Raw genomic sequence first — 18157 nt, 5'->3', positions numbered from 1 at the left:
TCACCGGCGGCACCGGCGCCCTGGGCCGGCTGGTCGCCCGGCACCTGGTCAGCGCGCACGGCGCCGAGCGGCTGGTGCTGCTCAGCCGCGGCGGACCCGAGGCGCCCGGCGCGGCCGAGCTGCTGGAGGAACTCGCCGGGCTCGGCGCACAGGCGACCGTCGTCGCCTGTGACGCCGCCGACCGCGCCGCCCTCGCCCGCGTCCTGGACGAGCACCCGGTCTCCGCGGTCGTGCACACCGCCGGCGTCCTCGCCGACGCCGTCCTCACCTCGCTCACCCCCGAGCGGCTGGACACGGTGCTGCGGCCGAAGCTGGACGCCGCCTGGCACCTGCACGAACTGACCCGGGAGCGGCCCCTGACGGCGTTCGTGCTCTTCTCCTCCGCGGCCGGCCTGCTCGGCAGCCCCGGCCAGGCCGGCTACGCCGCCGGCAACACCTTCCTCGACGCCCTCGCCGCCCACCGCAGGGCGCTCGGCCTGCCCGCGGTCTCGCTCGCCTGGGGCGCCTGGGCCGGCAGCGGCGGCATGGCCGACCGGCTCGGCGACACCGACACCCGCCGCATGGCCTCGGGCGGTGTGCTCCCGCTCGACACGGAGACGGGGCTCGCCCTGTTCGACACGGGCGTGACCCGCGCCGAACCGGTGCTGCTGCCCGCCCGCCTCGACCTGGCGCCGCGCGACGCCGCCCGCACCGCCCCGCTGCTCCGCTCCCTGGTGCGCGCGCCGCGCCGGACCGGGCCCGGGGCGTCGGCCGCCGCCTCGGCACTGCGCCGCGAACTGACCGCGCTCGCCCCCGCGGAACGCGCCGAACGACTGCTGCGGCTGGTGCGGGACGAGGCCCGGGCGGTGCTCGGAATCGAGGAGTTCGAGGCCGACCTGCCGTTCAAGGACCTCGGTTTCGACTCGCTGACCGCCGTCGAGTTCCGCAACCGGCTCAACGAGGCCACCGGGCTGCGGCTGACCGCCACCCTCGTCTTCGACCACCCCACGCCGTCCGGGCTCGCCGACCACCTCGCCGCCGAGCTGGCCCCGCGCACCGACGGCGGCTCCGGTGACGAGGAGGCCACCGTGCGGGCCGCGCTCACCGCCATCCCGGTGGGACGGCTCCGCGAGGCCGGCTTGCTGGACAGCCTGCTGGAACTCGCCGGACTGCGGCCCGCGCCGGAGCCGGCCGCCGACGACGGGCCCCGCCGCGCGCCGATCGACGCGATGGACGCCGAGAGCCTGATCAGCATGGCCCTCGACGATCTCGTCGGGGACGACGACGCCCTGTGACGACGCCGACAAGGAAGAGGACCATGGCCGAGTCCGAGAAGCCGGACACCAGGATGGTCGAGGCGCTGCGCGCCTCGCTGAAGGAGATCGAGCGGCTGCGGGAACGCAACCGCGCGCTGACCGCGGCGGCCCGGGAACCGGTCGCGATCGTCGGCATGGCCTGCCGCTACCCGGGCGGCGTCCGGTCCCCGGAGGACCTGTGGCGCCTGGTCGCGGACGGCGCGGAGGGCATCACCGACTTCCCCGACGACCGCGGCTGGGACCCGGACCTGTACGACCCGGCACCGGGCACTCCGGGCCGCTCCCGCACCCGGCAGGGCGGCTTCCTGCACGACGCCGGCGACTTCGACGCCGCGTTCTTCGGTATCAGCCCGAACGAGGCCCTCGTCATGGACCCGCAGCAGCGGCTGCTGCTCGAAGGCTCCTGGGAGGCCCTGGAGAACGCCGGCATCGACCCGGTCTCGCTGCGCGGCAGCCGCACCGGCGTCTTCGCGGGCGTCATGTACCACGACTACTTCGGCAGCTTCGGCTCCGGCAGCCTCGTCTCCGGCCGCGTCGCCTACACCCTCGGCCTGGAGGGCCCGACCCTCAGCGTCGACACCGCCTGCTCCTCCTCGCTCGTCACCCTGCACCTGGCCGCGCAGGCGCTGCGGCAGGGCGAGTGCACGCTGGCGCTGGCCGGGGGAGTGACGGTGATGGCCTCGCCGGGCACGTACGTGGAGTTCAGCAGGCAGGGCGCCCTCTCCCCGGACGGGCGCTGCCGCTCCTTCGCCAACGACGCGGCGGGCACCGGGTTCTCCGAGGGGCTGGGCGTCCTGGTCCTGGAGCGGTTGTCGGACGCGCGGCGCAACGGGCATCCGGTGCTGGCCGTCGTCCGCGGGTCCGCCGTGAACCAGGACGGTGCGTCCAACGGTCTGACGGCGCCGAACGGTCCGTCGCAGCAGCGGGTGATCCGGCAGGCGCTCGCCTCGGCCCGGTTGTCGGCCGCGGACGTGGACGCGGTGGAGGCGCACGGGACGGGGACGACGCTGGGTGACCCGATCGAGGCGCAGGCGCTGCTGGCCACCTACGGTCAGGACCGCCCGTCGGACGCGCCGCTGTGGTTCGGCTCGGTCAAGTCCAACATCGGGCACACCCAGGCCGCCGCCGGTGTCGCCGGCGTCATCAAGATGGTCATGGCGATGCGGCACGAGACGCTCCCGAAGACGCTGCACGTGGACCGGCCGTCCACGAAGGTCGACTGGGACACCGGCCGGGTCAGCCTGCTGACGGAGCCCCGGCCCTGGCCGCGCACCGATCGGCCGCGCCGCGCCGGTGTGTCCTCCTTCGGCATCAGCGGCACCAACGCCCACGCCATCATCGAGGAGGCGCCCGCGGCGGAGCGGACGACGGACACCGAGCCGGACGCCCCCGCCGTCGTCTGGCCCCTGTCCGCCCGTACCCCGGCGGCCCTCCCCGCGCAGGCCGAGCGTCTGCACGCCTTCCTGGCGGACCGGCCCGACCTGCACCCGGCGGCCGTCGCCCGGGCCCTCGGCACCCGGCGCACCGCCTTCGACCACCGCGCCGCCGTCACCGGCACCGACCGCGAGGAACTGCTCGCCGCCCTGCACGCCCTCGCCACCGGTGCCCCCGCACCCGCCGCCGCCACCGGCCGGGCGCGCACCGGAACCCGCACGGCCTTCCTCTTCACCGGCCAGGGCGCCCAGCGCCTCGGCATGGGACTCGAACTCCGCGCCCGCTACCCGGTGTTCGCCGACGCCTTCGACGCCGTCGACGCCCGGCTCGGCCTGGACCTCGCCGGGGTGCTCGCCGGTGACGACGCCGACGTTCTCCACCGCACGCAGTACGCGCAGACGGCCCTGTTCGCCTTCGAGGTGGCCCTGTTCCGGCTGCTGGAGTCCTTCGGCGTGCGGCCCGACCTCCTGGCCGGGCACTCCGTCGGCGAACTCGCCGCCGCCCACGTGGCCGGTGTCCTCGACCTGGACGACGCCTGCACCCTGGTCACCGCCCGCGGCCGGCTCATGCAGGCGCTGCCGGCAGGCGGCGCGATGGTCGCCGTACAGGCCACCGAGGACGAGGTGCGGCACCTGCTGGACGACCGCGTCGGGCTCGCCGCCGTCAACGGCCCGTCCTCCGTGGTCCTGTCCGGCGAGGAGGACGCGGTGCTCGCCGCCGCCGAGGGCTTCGCGAGGACCAAGCGGCTCGCCGTCTCGCACGCCTTCCACTCGCCCCTCATGGACGGCATGCTCGACGCATTCCGCGCGGTGGCCGAGAAGCTGACGTACCACCAGCCGAGCATCCCCGTGGTGTCCGCGCTCACCGGCCGGCTCGCCGACGGCGAGCAACTGCGCGACCCCGGACACTGGGTGCGGCACGTGCGGGAGACGGTCCGGTTCGCCGACGCCGTCGCCGCCCTCACCGCGTCGGGCGCCGGCCGCTTCGTCGAACTCGGCCCCGACGCCGTGCTGACCGGCCTCGCCCGCGCGTGCGCGGAAGCCGACGGCGCCGTCTTCGTCGCGCTCGGCCGCCGCCACGGCAGTGAGCCCACCGCGCTCATGTCCGGCCTCGCCCGGCTGTACACCGACGGCCTCGCCCCCGACTGGGCGGCGCTCTTCCCCGGTACGGCCCGCGCGGACCTGCCCACCTACGCCTTCCGGCGCGCACGGTACTGGCTGAACGCGGAGGTCGCCCTCACCGCCGGTCCGCTCACCGAGCCCGTACCGCACGCCGCGGCCGTCGAAGGCGCGGACGCCGAGCCGCTGCGGCAGCGGCTGGCCGATGCCCCGCCGGCCGAGCGGGAGGCGCTGCTGACCGACATGATCCGCGCCCAGACCGCCGCGATCCTCGGCCACGCGGGACCGGACGCCGTCGAACCCGACGCAGTCTTCCTGGAGATCGGCATGGACTCCGTCTCCGCGGCCGAGCTGAGGGGCGCCCTCGGCACCGCCCTGGGCCGCACCCTGCCGGCCGGTGTCGTCTTCGACCACCCCTCCCCGGCCGCCCTCGCCGCCGCCCTGTGCGATGACCCGGCGGACGGCGCCCGGGACCACACCGATGCCGACGGCTTCGCAACGGTCAGTGCTCTGGTGCGGCGGGCGGCGGCCGACGGGCGGATGGCCCAGGCCGTCGACCTGCTGCACGCGGTCGCCGAGATCCTCCCCGGCTTCTCCTCCCTGGCCGAACTCGGCACCGTCGCCGACCCGGTGCGGCTGGCCACCGGCGGCACCTCGCCGCGGCTGGTGTGCCTGCCCTCCCCGATGGCGCTCGGCGGCGCCCACCAGTACGCCCGCTTCGCCCGGCACTTCCAGGGCCGCCGGGACGTGCTGGTGCCCGCGATGCCCGGCTTCGGCCCCGGCGAGGCCCTGCCCCGCTCGGTGGACGCGGTGGTGGAGGCCGTCGTCGAGGGCATCCGCCGGGCCTGCCCGGACGAGCGGCCGTACGTGCTCGTCGGCTACTCCTCCGGCGGCCAGTTCGCCCACGCGGCGGCCGAGATCATGGAGAAGGCCGGGCAGCCGGCCGCCGGCGTGGTGCTGCTGGACACCTATCTGCCCGGGGACGACGGCAAGGACGACCTGTGGCGGCAGATGTTCGACGGCATGCTCGACCGCGAGTCGTCCCTCGGCGGCTTCGGAACCGCCCGCCTCGCCGCCATGAGCCGCTACAGCGACCTGATCCAGCACTGCCCGCCGGGCGCCCTCACGGCGCCGGTGCTGTTCGTGCGGCCCGAGGAGTCCTTCGCCACCGGCACCGAGGACTGGCGGGCCACCTGGCCCGCCGCGCACGAGCCGGCCGACGTGCCCGGCACGCACTTCACGATTCTGGAGGAGCACGCGCGGACCACCGCCGAGGCGGTGGAGGCGTGGCTGCCGGCGACGGCCCGCGCCGGCACTCCCTGAAACCCGGCGGAAGCCGAACGCGACGGGGCGGGGGCGGCCGAAAAGGCGCCCGCGCCCCGCTTTTTCACTCGCCCGCCTCGCGGAAATGTGCCAGCCACGCCTGGATATCACAGCGGACACTGTCCGGATCGATCCCTAAGTGCAAGGCTATTTCATCCGCGGCCAATTCCGGCTGCCAGCCGCTGCGCTGGAGCGCCAGCCACATCGTCGTGCCGCGCGGGCCGCACCGGTGCCGCTTCCCCGTGCGGCGGGAGATCAGCTCCAGATATCCGTCGGGCCGGACCTGCGCGGTCAGCTCCTGGTCAGGCCTCCTGGCCATGGGACTTCCCATCTTCCGTAGATTCTTCGGACGGTTTCGACCGTACCCGCAGACACACCCGGGGACACGGGTGGCAACCAGCCCTTTTGAAGGGGAGTCAAAAAGCGCGCACAGTGGTGACACCACCGCACGAAACTGACCGGAGCCCTGACGGAACCTGCCCTGCCGAGGTAGAGAAACCTCTACCTCCAACCGGCCGGAGAATGCCAATGTGCCGCGGGCCCGCCGTTCCTAATCTGGTCTTCAGACACCGCGTGAGAAACGCGATATCTCGTAGGGGAGCCCGAGTGCACACTTCACACGACCTCCGCCGGGCGGAGGCGGTACGGCTGGACGCCGTGTCGAAGACCTATGGCCGGGGAGACAGCCAGGTGGCCGCGCTCCGCGGGCTCACCATGAGCTTCGCCGACGGCACCTTCACCGCCGTGATGGGACCGTCCGGATCGGGCAAGAGCACCTTCCTGCACTGCGCCGCGGGACTGGTCCAGCCCAGCTCCGGCACGGTCACCGTCGGCGGCACCGACCTCGCCGGCCTGGACGACACCCGGCTGACCAAGCTGCGCCGCGACCGGATCGGCTTCATCTTCCAGTCCTTCAACCTGCTGCCCGCGCTGACCGTCATGGAGAACATCACCCTGCCGCTGCAGCTGGCCGGACAGCGGCCCGACAAGGCCCTGATCCGCACCGTCGTACAGCGGGTCGGCCTGGCCGAGCGGCTCGGCCACCTGCCGTCCCAGCTGTCCGGCGGCCAGCAGCAGCGCGTCGCCATCGCCCGCGCCCTGGTGACCCGGCCCGCCGTGGTCTTCGCCGACGAACCCACCGGCGCCCTGGACACCCGCACCGCCGCGTCCGTGCTCGCCCTGCTGCGCGAGTCCGTCGACACCGCCCGCCAGACCCTGGTCATGGTCACCCACGACCCGGTGGCCGCGTCCTACGCCGACCGCGTCGTCTTCCTCGCCGACGGCGCCTTCGCCGGCGAACTGCACCGGCCGACGGCCGACGCCGTCGCCGCGCGGATGACCCGGCTCGGCGCCTGGGAGGACGAGACCCACCGGCAGAGCACGCCGCAGCACTCGGGGGGCCGGTACTGATGTGGCGCCTGGCACTGCGCACCCTGAAGTTCCGCAGGACGAGCTTCGTCGCGACCTTCCTCGCCATGTTCCTCGGCGCCGCCATCGTCATCGGCTGCGGCGGCCTGATGGAGACCGGCGTCCGCATGGCCGCCGACCCGCAGCGCCTGCGGGAGGCCCCGATCGTCGTCACCGGCGAGCAGACCCACGACTCCACCGCCCTGACGGAGCGGCACCGCATCGACCCCGGCCTGGTCGGCCGGGTGGCCGAGGTACGGGGCGTGCGCGCTGCCGTCGGCGACGTGTCCGTCCCGGCCACCGTCCTCAAGGACGGCAAGCCGGTCAGCGGCAAGGCCGACTCCTACGGCCACGGCTGGGCCTCCGCCCGGCTCACCCCCTATACCCTCGCCGCCGGTTCACCCCCCGTCACCGGCGGCGAGGCCGTCCTCGACGCGGACCTCGCCCGGCGCGCCGGCGCGCGCCCGGGGTCCACGGTCGACGTCGTCGTCCAGGGCACCGTCCGGCGGTTCCAGGTCAGCGGCATCGCCGAGCAGCGCGGCGACCACAACCCCGACGCCGCCGTGTTCTTCACCGACGACGAGGCACGCACCCTCGCCGGCGGCCGGATCGACTCCATCGGCGTCCTGCCCAATGCCGGCACCGGCACCGCCGCGCTGGCGGACGCGGTGCGCGCCGCGGTCGGGGACCGCGCCGAGGTGCTCACCGGTGAGCGCCGGGGCCTGGCCGAACTGCCCGGCACCCTGTCCAGCAAGCGCACCGTCGTCATCCTCGCCGCGGTCTTCGGCTCCTCGGTCGTCCTGATCGTCATGTTCGGTGTCGCCTCCACCCTCGGCCTGTCCCTCCAGCAGCGCGCCCGCGAGATGGCCCTGCTGCGCGCCGTCGGCTCCACCCCGCACCAGCTGCGCCGCATGATCCTCACCGAGACGGCCGTGCTGTCCGTGGCCTCCGTGCTCCTCGCCCTGCTGCCCGGATACGCCATCGGCCGGCTGCTGTTCGGGGTGCTGACCGCCAGCGGCGTGGTGTCCTCGGCGATCGTCTACCACGCGGGCTGGATCCCGATGGCCGTCGGAGCGGTCGTCACCGTGCTCGCCGCGGCCGGCGCCACCCGCTTCGCCGGACGGCGCGCCGCCCGCACCGAACCCGTCGCCGCGCTGGCCGAATCCACCGCCGGCACCCGCTGGTTCAGCGTGCCCCGGCTGCTGCTCGCGCTGTTCTTCCTCGCCAACGGCATCGGCCTGGCCGTCGCCACCGCCACCGTCATGGAGGACGGCCCCACCCTCGCCAGCACCGCCGGACCCGCCTCCGTGCTGTTCTGCATCGGCCTCGCCCTGCTCGCCCCCGGCATCACCAAGGCCATGGTGGCGCTGCTCCGCCTGCCGGTCCGGGCCCTCTCCGGACTCTCCGGCCGGCTGGCGCTGCGCAACGCCGCCACCGCCAACGTCCGCATGGCCGGCGCGGTCGCGCCGATCGTCCTGCTCATCGGCATCGCCACCGGCACCCTGTACATGCAGTCCACCGAGGACCACGTCTCCCGGACCTCCTACGACCGCAACATCCTCGCCGACTACGTCCTCGACTCCACCACGGGCGGATTCGCCCCCGGCGTCGTGGACCGGGTGCGCGCCACGCCCGGAGTGGCCGCGGCCTCCGAGTTCGTCACCAGCCGCGGCTTCGTGGACCGCCCCGGCGGCCCCGCCCAGATCGACCTGCGCGGCGTCTCCGCCGAGGGCGTGCGGCAGAGCCTGGACCTGTCCGTGGTCGCCGGCTCCCTGTCCGGGCTGCGCGGGGACACCGTGGCCCTGTCGGACAAGAAGGCCCGGGAGTACGGCGTGCGGGTCGGCGACCGGCTGCCGATGCACCTCGGGGACGGCGCCGCCGTACGCCCCACCGTCGTGGCCCTCTACACCGACAACCCCAAGCAGCAGTACCTGACGCTGCCCGCGGCCGCTCTCGCCCCGCACACCGGCGACGGGCTGCCGCACCAGATCCTGGTCCGCGCCGCGCGGGGCAGCGCGGCCGAGGTCCACGACCGCCTCGCCGCGCTGGCCGCCCGGGTGCCCGGCACCGAACTGGACGACAGCGCCTCGCTGGCCGGCCGGAACAACCAGATCCAGCAGATCCTGGTGTCCGCCAACTACACCATCGTCGCGATGATCGTCGGGTACGCGGCCATCACCGTCGTCAACACCCTGGTGTCGGTGACCCGGAAACGGCGCGCGGAGTTCGGCCTCCAGCGGCTCACCGGCGCGACCCGCGCCCAGGTGCTCGGCATGCTGACCGTCGAGGGGCTGCTGATCGGCGTCATCGCCACCATCCTCGGCACGATCGCCTCCGCGACCACCATCGTCCCCTACAGCCTGGTCAAGAGCGACTCCTACCTGCCCTCCGGATCCATCGGCGTCTACCTCGCCATCGTCGGCGGATCCCTGCTGCTGGTGTTCGGCGCCACGCTGCTGCCGTCCTGGCGCGGCATGCGCAGCCCCGCCGTGGACACGGTGAAGGCCGCGTGAGCCACCCCCTGGCCGGGCCGTCCCCGCATCCCCCGAGCGGGGGCGGCCCCTCCATGACCGGCGGCCGGGGATGGGAGCATGAGGACATGAAGACTGTGCCGGTCACGTGGCGCGGCCGAGTCGGCCGCGCCACCCTGGACACCCTGGTCGGCGTGGCCATCGCCACCGGAGCCCTGCTGTCGGTCGTCCTCTTCGTCACCACCGCCTACTTCGTCATCCTGTGCGTCATCGGCATCGGCTTTCTCGCGCTGCCCTATCTGACCCGGGCCGTGCGCCGGCTGTGCGACCTCAACCGGCGCGCCGCCGCACGCTACGGCGTCCCCGTCGAGCGGCCCTACCGGCCCGAGCCGGAGGTTATCGAGAAGGACATCGTCGGCTGGATGCGGCGCTGCAAATGGATCCTCGCCGACCCCGCGACCTGGCGGGACCTGCTGTGGCTGCTGCTCAACTGCGTCGTCGGCCTGGTCGGGTTCGTCCCGGCCGCGCTGCTCTACTACGCGGGGGAGGGGCTGTTCCTGGCCTGCGGCCTGTGGCGGCCCCTCGCGGACGACGGACAGGGCCGCTGGTACGCCTTCGTCACGGTCGGCAGCTGGCCGGCCGCGCTGGCCGCGGCCCTGCTGGCGCTCGTCGTGCTCACCGGCTGGCTGTTCCTCGGCGCACCGGTGCTCAAGGGGTACGCCTACTTCGTCCGCTTCCTGCTCGGCCCCACCCGCCAGTCCCAACTCGCCTCCCGGGTCCAGCACTTGTCGGAGACCCGGTCCGGCGCCCTCGACATCCAGGCCGCCGAACTGCGCCGCATCGAACGGGACCTGCACGACGGCGCACAGGCGCGGCTGGTCAGCCTGGGGCTCCAACTCGGTGCGGTGGACCGCAAGATGACCCAGGACCCGGAGGAGGCGCGGCGGCTGCTGCGGCAGGCGCGCACCTCCTCCGTGCAGGCCCTGCGCGAACTGCGCGACCTCGTCCACGGCATCCACCCGCCGGTCCTCGCCGAACGGGGCCTGCCCGACGCCCTGCGCGCCCTCGGCCTGGCCAGCCCGCTGCACGTCACCGTGGTCGTGGACCTGCCGGCACGGCTGCCCGACCCGGTCGAGTCCGCCGTCTACTTCGCCGTGTCCGAGCTGCTCACCAACGCCTTGAAACACGCCGACGCGCAGCGCGTGGAGGTCGTCGCCTGGCGCGAGGACGACACGCTGCACGCGCGCGTCACCGACGACGGCCGCGGTGGCGCGGACGTGTCGGCCGGGAGCGGTCTGGAGGGCATCCGACGGCGGCTGGCATCCTTTGACGGGGTCCTGGAGATCGACAGTCCCCCGGGCGGTCCGACCGTGATGAAAATGGAGTTGCCGTGCGCGTTGTCCTCGCCGAAGACCTCTTCCTCCTGAGGCAGGGGATCATCCAACTGCTGGAGGCGTACGACGTCGAGGTGGTCGCCGCCGTCGACAACGGCACGGATCTCGCCGCCGCGCTCACCGAGCACAAGCCCGACGTGGCCATCGTCGACGTACGGCTGCCGCCCACCTTCACCACCGAGGGACTCCAGGCCGCCCTGACCGCCCGCCGGGAGCAGCCCGGCCTGCCGATCCTCGTCCTCTCCCAGCACGTCGAGCAGATGTACGCCCGCGAGCTGCTGGCCGACGGCACCGGCGGCATCGGCTATCTGCTGAAGGACAGCGTGCTGGACGACGAGCAGTTCATCGACGCCGTACGCCGGGTCGCGGCCGGCGGAACGGCCATGGACCCCGCCGTGGTCGCCCAGTTGATGACCAGTCACTCCCGGGACGAGCCACTGGCCGCGCTCACCGCACGCGAACGGGAGGTGCTGGAGCTGATGGCGGAGGGCTGCTCGAACACGGCCATCGCCCAGCGCCTCACCATCACCGAGGGCGCGGCGGCCAAGCACATCTCCAACATCTTCACCAAGCTCATGCTGCCCCCGTCGAGCGACAGCAACCGCCGGGTGCTCGCGGTGCTGGCGTATCTCAACGCCTGAGCTTGTTGACGACTTCGTTCACCCGGCGGACCGGGAGGGGGTCCACCGCGGCGTCGGCGCCGGCCGGGAGACCGCGGCGCCGAGCCACTCCGGGTCTCCGAGGCGGTGCAGCAGGTCGCACGGAGCCGCCGAAGCCGGCTGTCGAGCGGGCCCGTTGGGGCGGGTAGGGGTGGCCGGAGGGGGACCGCGCGCGTGAGACTGCCGGTGCACGCGCCGCGCCGTGGCCCCGCCAGGAAGGGAACCCCTGCCTCCATGACCACGCTCACCGAGCACGACCGCCTGTGGATCCGCCGCTACCACCCCCGTCCGGACGCGGCGGCCCGACTGGTGTGCCTGCCGCACGCGGGCGGCTCGGCCACCTTTTACCGCCCGGTGTCGGCGGGCATGCCGGCGTCCGTGGACGTGCTCGCCGTGCAGTACCCGGGCCGCCAGGACCGCCGCACCGAGCCGTGCGCCACCAGCATCGCCGAACTCGCCGACCGGATCACCCCCGTCCTCCTGCCGTGGACGGACCGCCCCCTGCTCCTCTTCGGCCACAGCATGGGCGCCACCCTCGGCTTCGAGATCGCCCGCCGGCTGGAACGCGACCACGGCGTGGTCCCGCGGGCCCTCGTCGTCTCCGCCCGCCGGGCCCCCTCCTGCCCGCGCCAGGAGTCCGTCCACCTCAGCGACGACGACGGACTCGTCGCGGAGATGCGCAAGCTGAGCGGCACGGACGCGGCGATCCTCGACGACGAGGAACTGATCCGCATGGCCCTGCCCGCTATCCGCGCCGACTACCGCGCCGCCGAGACCTACGTCTACGAGCCGGGCCCCGACCTGCGGTGCCCCGTCGTCAGCCTGGTCGGCGACGACGACCCCAAGGTCACCGTGGAGGAGGCACGCGCCTGGTCACGGCACACGGACGCGTCCGCGGAGTGCCACGTGTTCCCGGGCGGTCACTTCTACCTGACGGCGCACCAGGAGCGGATCCTCGCGCTGCTGGCCGACCACGCCCGCGCACGGTAGGGGGCCCTAGGGGCTCACACCCCGAGACCGCCTCCCTAGGCTGCCGAGTGCTCCCCGCCCCGACAACCCGGAAAGCAGGCGGTTCGGTCATGACGTCGGTCCTCATCACCGGTTGCAGCAGCGGCATCGGCCTGGAGACGGCGCTCGCGTTCGCGCGGCGCGGAGACCGTGTGCACGCCGGTGTCCGCGACCCCGCCCGCGCCGAGGAGCTGCTCCGCCGCGCCCGCGCCGAGGGCCTCACCCTCGACGTGCCCCGGCTGGATGTCACCGACGACGCCTCCGTCACCGCCGCCGTCACCGCGGTGCAGGACCGGCACGGACCGATCGACGTCCTGGTGAACAACGCCGGCACCGACGTCACGGGACCCGTCGAGACCATGCCGCTCGACCGGGCGCGCACCCTGATGGAGACCAACTTCTGGGGTCCGCTGCGCGTGGCCCGCGCCGTCCTGCCCGGGATGCGCGCCCGCGGCACCGGCGTCATCGTCAACGTCTCCTCGCTCGCGGGCCGTACGTTCGCCGTGCCGCACGGCGGCTTCTACGCGGCGAGCAAGGCCGCCCTGGGCGCGCTCAGCGAGGCGCTCCACGCGGAGGTCCAGCCGTTCGGCATCCGCGTGGTGTGCCTCGAACCGGGCAGCTTCGCCTCCGCCGTCCGGCGCACGTCCGCCGCCGGGCAGGCGGCCGAGAGCGACCCGTACGGCGCGGACCATGCCTGGCTGGACCGGTTCCTGGCCCGGGTGGCGGAGGGCGCCGCCGACTGCGCGGACGCGGCGGCGGCGATCGTCGCCGCCGCCGACGACCCCGGTACCCCGCTGCACACGGCGGTCGGCAAGGACGCCGAGACGGCACTGGAGTTCCTGGCGGGCGTCACCCACGAGCAGTGGCTGCCCCGCTTCCTGGAGCAGGCCGAGTCCCTCGCGGGTCCCCGGCCCGCCCGCTCGCGTTAGCAGGACGCCCGCCGGGCCCTCAGCCGTGTACGTGGAGGGAGCGTGCCGGACACAGGTCGGCGGCCCGGTGGACCTCCTCGCGGAGGTCCTCGGCCGGCTCCTCCCGCAGCACCAGGACGAGGCCGTCGTCGTCCTGGTCGAACACGTCGGGGCTGAGCATCGCGCACTGGCCGGAGCCCACGCACCGGTCGCGGTCGGCGGTGACACGCATGACGGGGACTCCGTTCGGGTCGGCCGTCACCAGGTGACGGGGAGTTCGTAGACGCCGTAGACCATGGCGTCGTCCTTGAACCGCAGCTCCTCGACCGGCGCGGCCAGGCGCAGGCCGGGGACGCGGCGCAGCAGGGTGCCGTAGACGGCCTCCAGCTCCACCCGGGCGAGGTTGGCGCCGATGCACTGGTGGATGCCGTAGCCGAACGCGAGGTGGCTGCGGGCCTCCTTGCGGTGGATGTCGAGGGTGCCCGGGTCCGGGAAGACGGACTCGTCGTGGTTGGCGGCGTTGTTCAGCGCCAGGATGCCCTCGCCGGCGCGGATGGTGACGTCACCGACCTCGATGTCCGCCGTCGCGACCCGCGCGGTCCCGGAGTCGGAGATGGAGAAGACGCGGAGCAACTCCTCGACGGCGTTCGGCAGCAGAGCCGGGTCGGCCCGCAGCGCGGCCAGCTGCTCGGGGTGCCGGAGCAGCGCCAGCACCCCGAGCGCGATCATGTTGGCCGTCGTCTCATGGCCCCCGACCAGCATCAGCCGCGCCATCGTCACCACGTCGGCGTGGTCGGCGACCCGCTCGGTGCGGTTCTTCTCCAGGAACCGGCTGATCAGGTCGTCGCCGGGCTCGTTCTCCTTGAGGGTGACGAGCTTGTCGAGGTACAGGTCCAGGGCCTGCACCGCGGCCCCGTACTCCGCCGGGCTCAGATCGTGGTTCATCATCGCCGCCGACCACTCCTCGAACCGGGCGTGGTCCTCGTAGGGGACGCCGAGCAGTTCGCAGATCACCAGCGAGGGCACCGGCAGCGCGAGCGCGGTCACCAGGTCCGCCGGGCCGCCCGCGGCCAGCATCGCGTCGATGTGCTCGTCCACGATCTGCTGGATGCGCGGGCGCAGCTCCTTCACCCGCCGCGCGGTGAACTCGGGGATCAGCATCCGCCGTTGGGCGCTGTGCTCGGGCGGGTCCATGTTCAGCATCATCAGCCGCACCTGGGCCAGCATCTCCTCGGGGATGTGGAACTGGTGCGGATAGCCCGGCAGTTTCAGATTGGAGCTGACCCGGCTGTCGCCCAGCACCTGCCGGACGTGCTCGTGCCGGGTGACCAGCCAGGTCGGCTTGTCGTTCACCTTCAGCTCGGCGCGCGAGACCGGCCGGTCCGCGCGCATCTCGGCGTACTCGCGCGGCTCGCTGAACGGACAGGTGCGCCGCATCGGGAACCGCGGAAGCGGCGCCCCCGTCTCGGGCACGGCGTCGGCGGACTGGGTCATGGCTGCCTTTCGGACGGAGTCGGTGACGAAGGGGGATGCGGGGTTCACCAGGTGACGGGCAGCTCGTACAGGCCGTACACGATGGCGTCGTCCTTGAACCGCAGCTCCTCGACCGGCGCGGCCAGGCGCAGCGTCGGGACCCGCCGGAACAGCGTGGAGTACACGACGTCCAGCTCCATGCGCGCCAGGTTCTGGCCGATGCACTGGTGGACGCCGTAGCCGAACGCGAGGTGGCTGCGGGCCTCGCGGCGTACGTCGAGCCGGTCGGGGTCGGGGAAGACCCGCTCGTCGTGGTTGGCCGCGTTGTTCAGCGGCAGGATGCCGTCGCCGGCCCGGATGGTGACCCCGCCCAGCTCGATGTCCTCCAGGGCGACCCGCGCGGTGCCCGCGTCGGAGATGGAGAAGAACCGCAGCAGTTCCTCCACCGCCTTCGGCATCAGCTCCGGCTCCGCGCGGACCGCGGCCAGCTGATCGGGGTGCTCCAGCAGCGCCAGCACCCCCAGCGCGATCATGTTGGCGGTGGTCTCGTGCCCGGTGACCAGCATCAGCTTGGACATGCTGACGATGTCGGAGTGCTCCACCGCCGGCGTGCGCCGGTTGAACTCGATCAGCCGGCTGATCATGTCGTCGCCCGGCTCGCGCTCCTTGGCGGTGACCAGGCCGTCCACGTACCGGTCCAGCTCGTAGTGCGCGACGCCCCGGTCCTCGTCGCTGATGTCGTGGTTCATGATGGCCCACGCCCACTCCTCGAACCGGCCGTGGTCCTCGTAGGGGACGCCGAGCAGTTCGCAGATGACCAGGGACGGCACCGGCAGCGCCAGGGCGGTGACCAGGTCGACCGGACCGTCCGCGCCCTTGGCGAGCATCTGGTCGATCTGCTGGTCCACGATCTGCTGCACCCGCCCGCGCAGCTCGCGCATCCGCCGGACACTGAACTCCGGTGCCAGCATCCGGCGTTGGACCGTGTGGTCCGGCGGGTCCATGGACAGGAAGGTCAGCGGCACCGACTGGAGCGTCTCCTGCGGGACCGGTACCTGAAGGGGATACCCGGGCAGCTTCAGGTTCGCGCTGACCCGCTCGTCGCCCAGCAGCTTCTTGTACAGGTCGTGCCGGGTGACCAGCCAGGCGGGCTTGCCGTCGACCCGCAGCCGCGCCCGGGAGACCGGTTCTCTCTCGCGCAGCTCGGCGTAGGCGGCCGGCGGGCTGAAGGGGCAGGCCCGCCGCATCGGGAACTCCGGCGGCGCGGCCTGGTCGGCCGGTTCGGCAGGTGCAGTCATCAGGTCCTCTTCGCACGGGGAGGGGAGACGGGGGCCCGGAGCGGGTCCGGACCCCGGCGCCGGTCGTCCCCCGCACGCTAAGCAGCCGCCGCCCGGGCCCCCAACCCCTAGGTGCCCCTAGGGAGCCGGCCCGGGCGCACGGCCCGGGTGCCCCCAGTCCGCCGGGATGCCGCCTAGGGGCGGTTAGGGGTCTGGCGGCGGCGCGGGGGCGGTTAGCGTCGGCTGCGGACCACGGCGGAGGCACGGGCGGGACCACGGCACGGACACCGGTCCCCCTCGCCCCGCCTCTTTCGGTCCCGGCCGGTGTCCTGCCCCGGCCGTCGCCGCGTACCGCAGCCGAGCAGAGGTGATCAGCGTGTCCCCGGAAGCCAGCGCGAAGGGCACCGTCCCCTTCGGGGAGTACCGGACCTGGTACCGGGTGACCGGTGAACTCGGCGCGGGCCGGCCGGCGGTCGTCGCCGTGCACGGCGGGCCGGGCAGCACCCACGACTACCTGCTGCCGCTGGCCCGGCTCGCCGAGGACGGCTGGCCCGTCGTCCACTACGACCAGCTGGGCAACGGCGGCTCCACCCACCTGCCCGGCAAGGGCGCCGAGTTCTGGACCGTCGAGCTGTTCGAGCAGGAACTGGCCAACCTGGTCCAGCGGTTGGGGATCGCCGACGACTACGTGCTGTTCGGCCAGTCCTGGGGCGGCCCCCTGTGCGCCCGGCACGCCATGGCCGGCCCGCCCGGTCTGCGCGGACTGGTCGTCGCCAACGCGCCGGCCTCGTACCCCCTGTGGTTGCAGGAGATGGCGCGGCTGCGTGCCGAGCTGCCCCCGGACGTGCAGGAGGCCCTGCTGCGGCACGAGGCGGCCGGCACGTACGACAGCGAGGAGTACCTCGCCGCGATGCGGGTCTTCTACGACCGCCACGTGTGCCGTGTGACGCCCTGGCCCCGCGACTTCCTCTCCTCCTTCATGGAGATCTACAACGACCCGACCGTCTACTACGCGATGAACGGACCCAACGAGTTCCATGTCATCGGCTCCCTGAAGGACTGGTCGATCACCGGCGAACTGCACCGGATCCGCACCCCCACCCTGCTGATCAGCGGTCGCCACGACGAGGCCACGCCGGCCGTCGTCCAGCCGTACCACGACGAGATCCCCGGGGCGCGCTGGGAGATCTTCGAGGAGTCCAGCCACCTGCCGCACCTGGAGGAACCCGAGCGGTTCTTCGCGGTGCTGACCGACTTCCTCAAGGGCCTGTGACGTCCACGCGTCCGTGAAAGGAGGCGGGGATCCCGCCATGGCACACGACACCGCGCTCGTCTTCCCCGGCATGGGACCCGTCCCGTTCGCCGAGGTGGGCAGGTTCATGGTGGCCCACCCCGCCGCCCGGGACCTGGTCGCCGTCGCCGACGAGGCGCTCGGCTACTCGCTCGTGGACGCCTTCCGGACCTCCCCGGGCGACTACTCCGAGGCCGCCCAGGTCGCCTTCCTCGTCAACTGCCTGGCCTGCGCCCACTGGGCCCGGGACCACCTCGGCGTGGAACCCGGCATCGTCGCCGGGGCCAGCTTCGGCGAGAAGGCCGCCCTCGCCTACACCGGCGCCCTGGAGCTGCCCGACGCGATCCGGCTGACCGCCGAGATCGCCCGCTGCCTGGAGGAGTACTTCGCCGAGGAGCACCGGGACATCGTCACCCTGTCCTTCGTCCGCGCCCCGCGCGACGGGCTCGACGCCATCCTCGCCGACCTCGACGCGGCGGGGGAGTGGCACGAGATCTCCTGCCACGTCGACGACGGCTTCTACATGGTCTCCCTCCCCGAGCACCGCGTGCAGTGGATGCAGGAGCGGCTGCGCGCCGTCGGCAGCCTCCCGCTGTACACCATGCGGCCCCCGATGCACGCCTCGGCGTTCCGGCCGCTGCGCGACAAGGCCGCGCGCGAGGTGGTGTCCCGCTACTCGTTCGCCGACCCCACGCTGCCCGTCGTCGCCGACCAGGACGGCAGGCTGCTGCACACCGGCGAGGAGCTGCGCACCCTGCTGNNCGCGCCGCCTGACCCCGCCCGACTCCTTGGAGGCCCCCATGTGGGACGACCGGTTCGAACAGATACTCCGCCCCTTCCTGCCCTTCCTGCCGCCGCAGGAGGAACTGACGCCGGAGTCCGACCTGAAGGACCTCGGCCTGGACTCGCTCGGGACCGTCCAGCTCCTCGGCACCCTGGAGGAGGACTACCAGGTCCGCTTCCGCGACAGCGCGCTGACCATGGACACCTTCCGCACCGCCGGTGTGCTCTGGGACACCGTGCGGGGCATGCTGCAGAGCACCGCGAGCTGACGGGGCGGACACCGTGGACCCCACCCTGGACGGCACGCTGGCCGGCC

General features: G+C 73.5%; 14 protein-coding genes and 1 pseudogene. 11 read left to right on the top strand and 4 right to left on the bottom strand.

The window, feature by feature from the left end; genetic code table 11:
* Together CCN44_RS22325 and CCN44_RS22320 are read left to right on the top strand one after the other, a co-directional pair.
* The coding region (locus tag CCN44_RS22325) for a type I polyketide synthase (protein WP_143649908.1) at window positions 1-1274 on the top strand (1274 nt) is incomplete at its 5' end.
* Window positions 1275-1297: 23 nt separating this feature from the next.
* The gene (locus CCN44_RS22320) at window positions 1298-5170 is read left to right on the top strand and encodes a type I polyketide synthase (RefSeq protein ID WP_086698925.1); all 3873 of its coding nucleotides are present in this window, start codon (window positions 1298-1300) and stop codon (window positions 5168-5170) included.
* Window positions 5171-5234: 64 nt separating this feature from the next.
* Here the strand turns inward: CCN44_RS22320 and CCN44_RS22315 are convergent, their stop codons facing one another.
* Window positions 5235-5489: a hypothetical protein gene (locus CCN44_RS22315; protein ID WP_059255981.1), complete on the bottom strand. Its 255-nt coding sequence runs from the start codon at window positions 5487-5489 to the stop codon at window positions 5235-5237.
* 287 nt (window positions 5490-5776) lie between these two features.
* Here CCN44_RS22315 and CCN44_RS22310 point away from each other — a divergent pair, with 287 nt between their 5' ends.
* The 6 genes from CCN44_RS22310 to CCN44_RS22285 all read left to right on the top strand — a co-directional run bounded on the left by CCN44_RS22310 (window position 5777) and on the right by CCN44_RS22285 (window position 13038).
* Entirely contained in the window at window positions 5777-6580 is an 804-nt protein-coding gene (locus tag CCN44_RS22310) for an ABC transporter ATP-binding protein (protein ID WP_059255983.1), read from the top strand.
* Entirely contained in the window at window positions 6580-9090 is a 2511-nt protein-coding gene (locus CCN44_RS22305; protein ID WP_059255985.1) for an FtsX-like permease family protein, read from the top strand. The genes CCN44_RS22310 and CCN44_RS22305 overlap by 1 nt, the downstream gene beginning before the upstream one ends.
* Window positions 9091-9176: 86 nt before the next feature.
* Window positions 9177-10475 (top strand): sensor histidine kinase, encoded by a 1299-nt coding sequence (locus tag CCN44_RS22300; protein WP_208639813.1) that lies wholly within the window; start codon window positions 9177-9179, stop codon window positions 10473-10475.
* Entirely contained in the window at window positions 10439-11083 is a 645-nt protein-coding gene (locus tag CCN44_RS22295) for a response regulator (RefSeq protein WP_059255987.1), read from the top strand. The genes CCN44_RS22300 and CCN44_RS22295 overlap by 37 nt, the downstream gene beginning before the upstream one ends.
* 252 nt (window positions 11084-11335) lie before the next feature.
* Window positions 11336-12091: a thioesterase II family protein gene (locus tag CCN44_RS22290; protein WP_086698921.1), complete on the top strand. Its 756-nt coding sequence runs from the start codon at window positions 11336-11338 to the stop codon at window positions 12089-12091.
* 89 nt (window positions 12092-12180) lie between these two features.
* A complete protein-coding gene (locus tag CCN44_RS22285; RefSeq protein ID WP_086698918.1) occupies window positions 12181-13038 on the top strand; it encodes an SDR family oxidoreductase in 858 nt (285 codons plus the stop codon).
* 19 nt (window positions 13039-13057) lie between these two features.
* On the opposite strand, the gene CCN44_RS22280 is transcribed toward CCN44_RS22285, so the two are convergent.
* Genes CCN44_RS22280 through CCN44_RS22270 form a run of 3 tightly spaced genes read right to left on the bottom strand, consistent with a single transcriptional unit; the run spans window position 13058 to window position 15788 of the window.
* Window positions 13058-13249, bottom strand: a complete 192-nt coding sequence (locus CCN44_RS22280; protein WP_059255992.1) for a ferredoxin — start codon at window positions 13247-13249, stop codon at window positions 13058-13060.
* A 26-nt stretch (window positions 13250-13275) separates the two neighbouring features.
* A complete protein-coding gene (locus CCN44_RS22275) occupies window positions 13276-14511 on the bottom strand; it encodes a cytochrome P450 (RefSeq protein WP_086698916.1) in 1236 nt (411 codons plus the stop codon).
* Between the two features lie 44 nt (window positions 14512-14555).
* A complete protein-coding gene (locus tag CCN44_RS22270; RefSeq protein WP_086698914.1) occupies window positions 14556-15788 on the bottom strand; it encodes a cytochrome P450 in 1233 nt (410 codons plus the stop codon).
* A gap of 355 nt (window positions 15789-16143) precedes the next feature.
* Here CCN44_RS22270 and CCN44_RS22265 point away from each other — a divergent pair, with 355 nt between their 5' ends.
* The 3 genes and pseudogenes from CCN44_RS22265 to CCN44_RS22255 all read left to right on the top strand — a co-directional run bounded on the left by CCN44_RS22265 (window position 16144) and on the right by CCN44_RS22255 (window position 18110).
* Window positions 16144-17040, top strand: coding sequence for a proline iminopeptidase-family hydrolase (locus CCN44_RS22265; RefSeq protein ID WP_086698927.1), 897 nt, complete (start codon window positions 16144-16146; stop codon window positions 17038-17040).
* Window positions 17041-17077: 37 nt separating this feature from the next.
* Window positions 17078-17650 (top strand): annotated as a pseudogene (locus CCN44_RS47645) (acyltransferase domain-containing protein); the annotation flags it as partial.
* 208 nt (window positions 17651-17858) lie between these two features.
* Window positions 17859-18110: a phosphopantetheine-binding protein gene (locus CCN44_RS22255; protein WP_059255999.1), complete on the top strand. Its 252-nt coding sequence runs from the start codon at window positions 17859-17861 to the stop codon at window positions 18108-18110.
* Window positions 18111-18157: the final 47 nt, after the last annotated feature.

Source organism: Streptomyces tricolor (genome assembly GCF_002155905.1).
In the GTDB taxonomy this organism is placed as follows: domain Bacteria; phylum Actinomycetota; class Actinomycetes; order Streptomycetales; family Streptomycetaceae; genus Streptomyces; species Streptomyces tricolor.
This window is presented reverse-complemented; position numbering and strand designations above follow the sequence as displayed.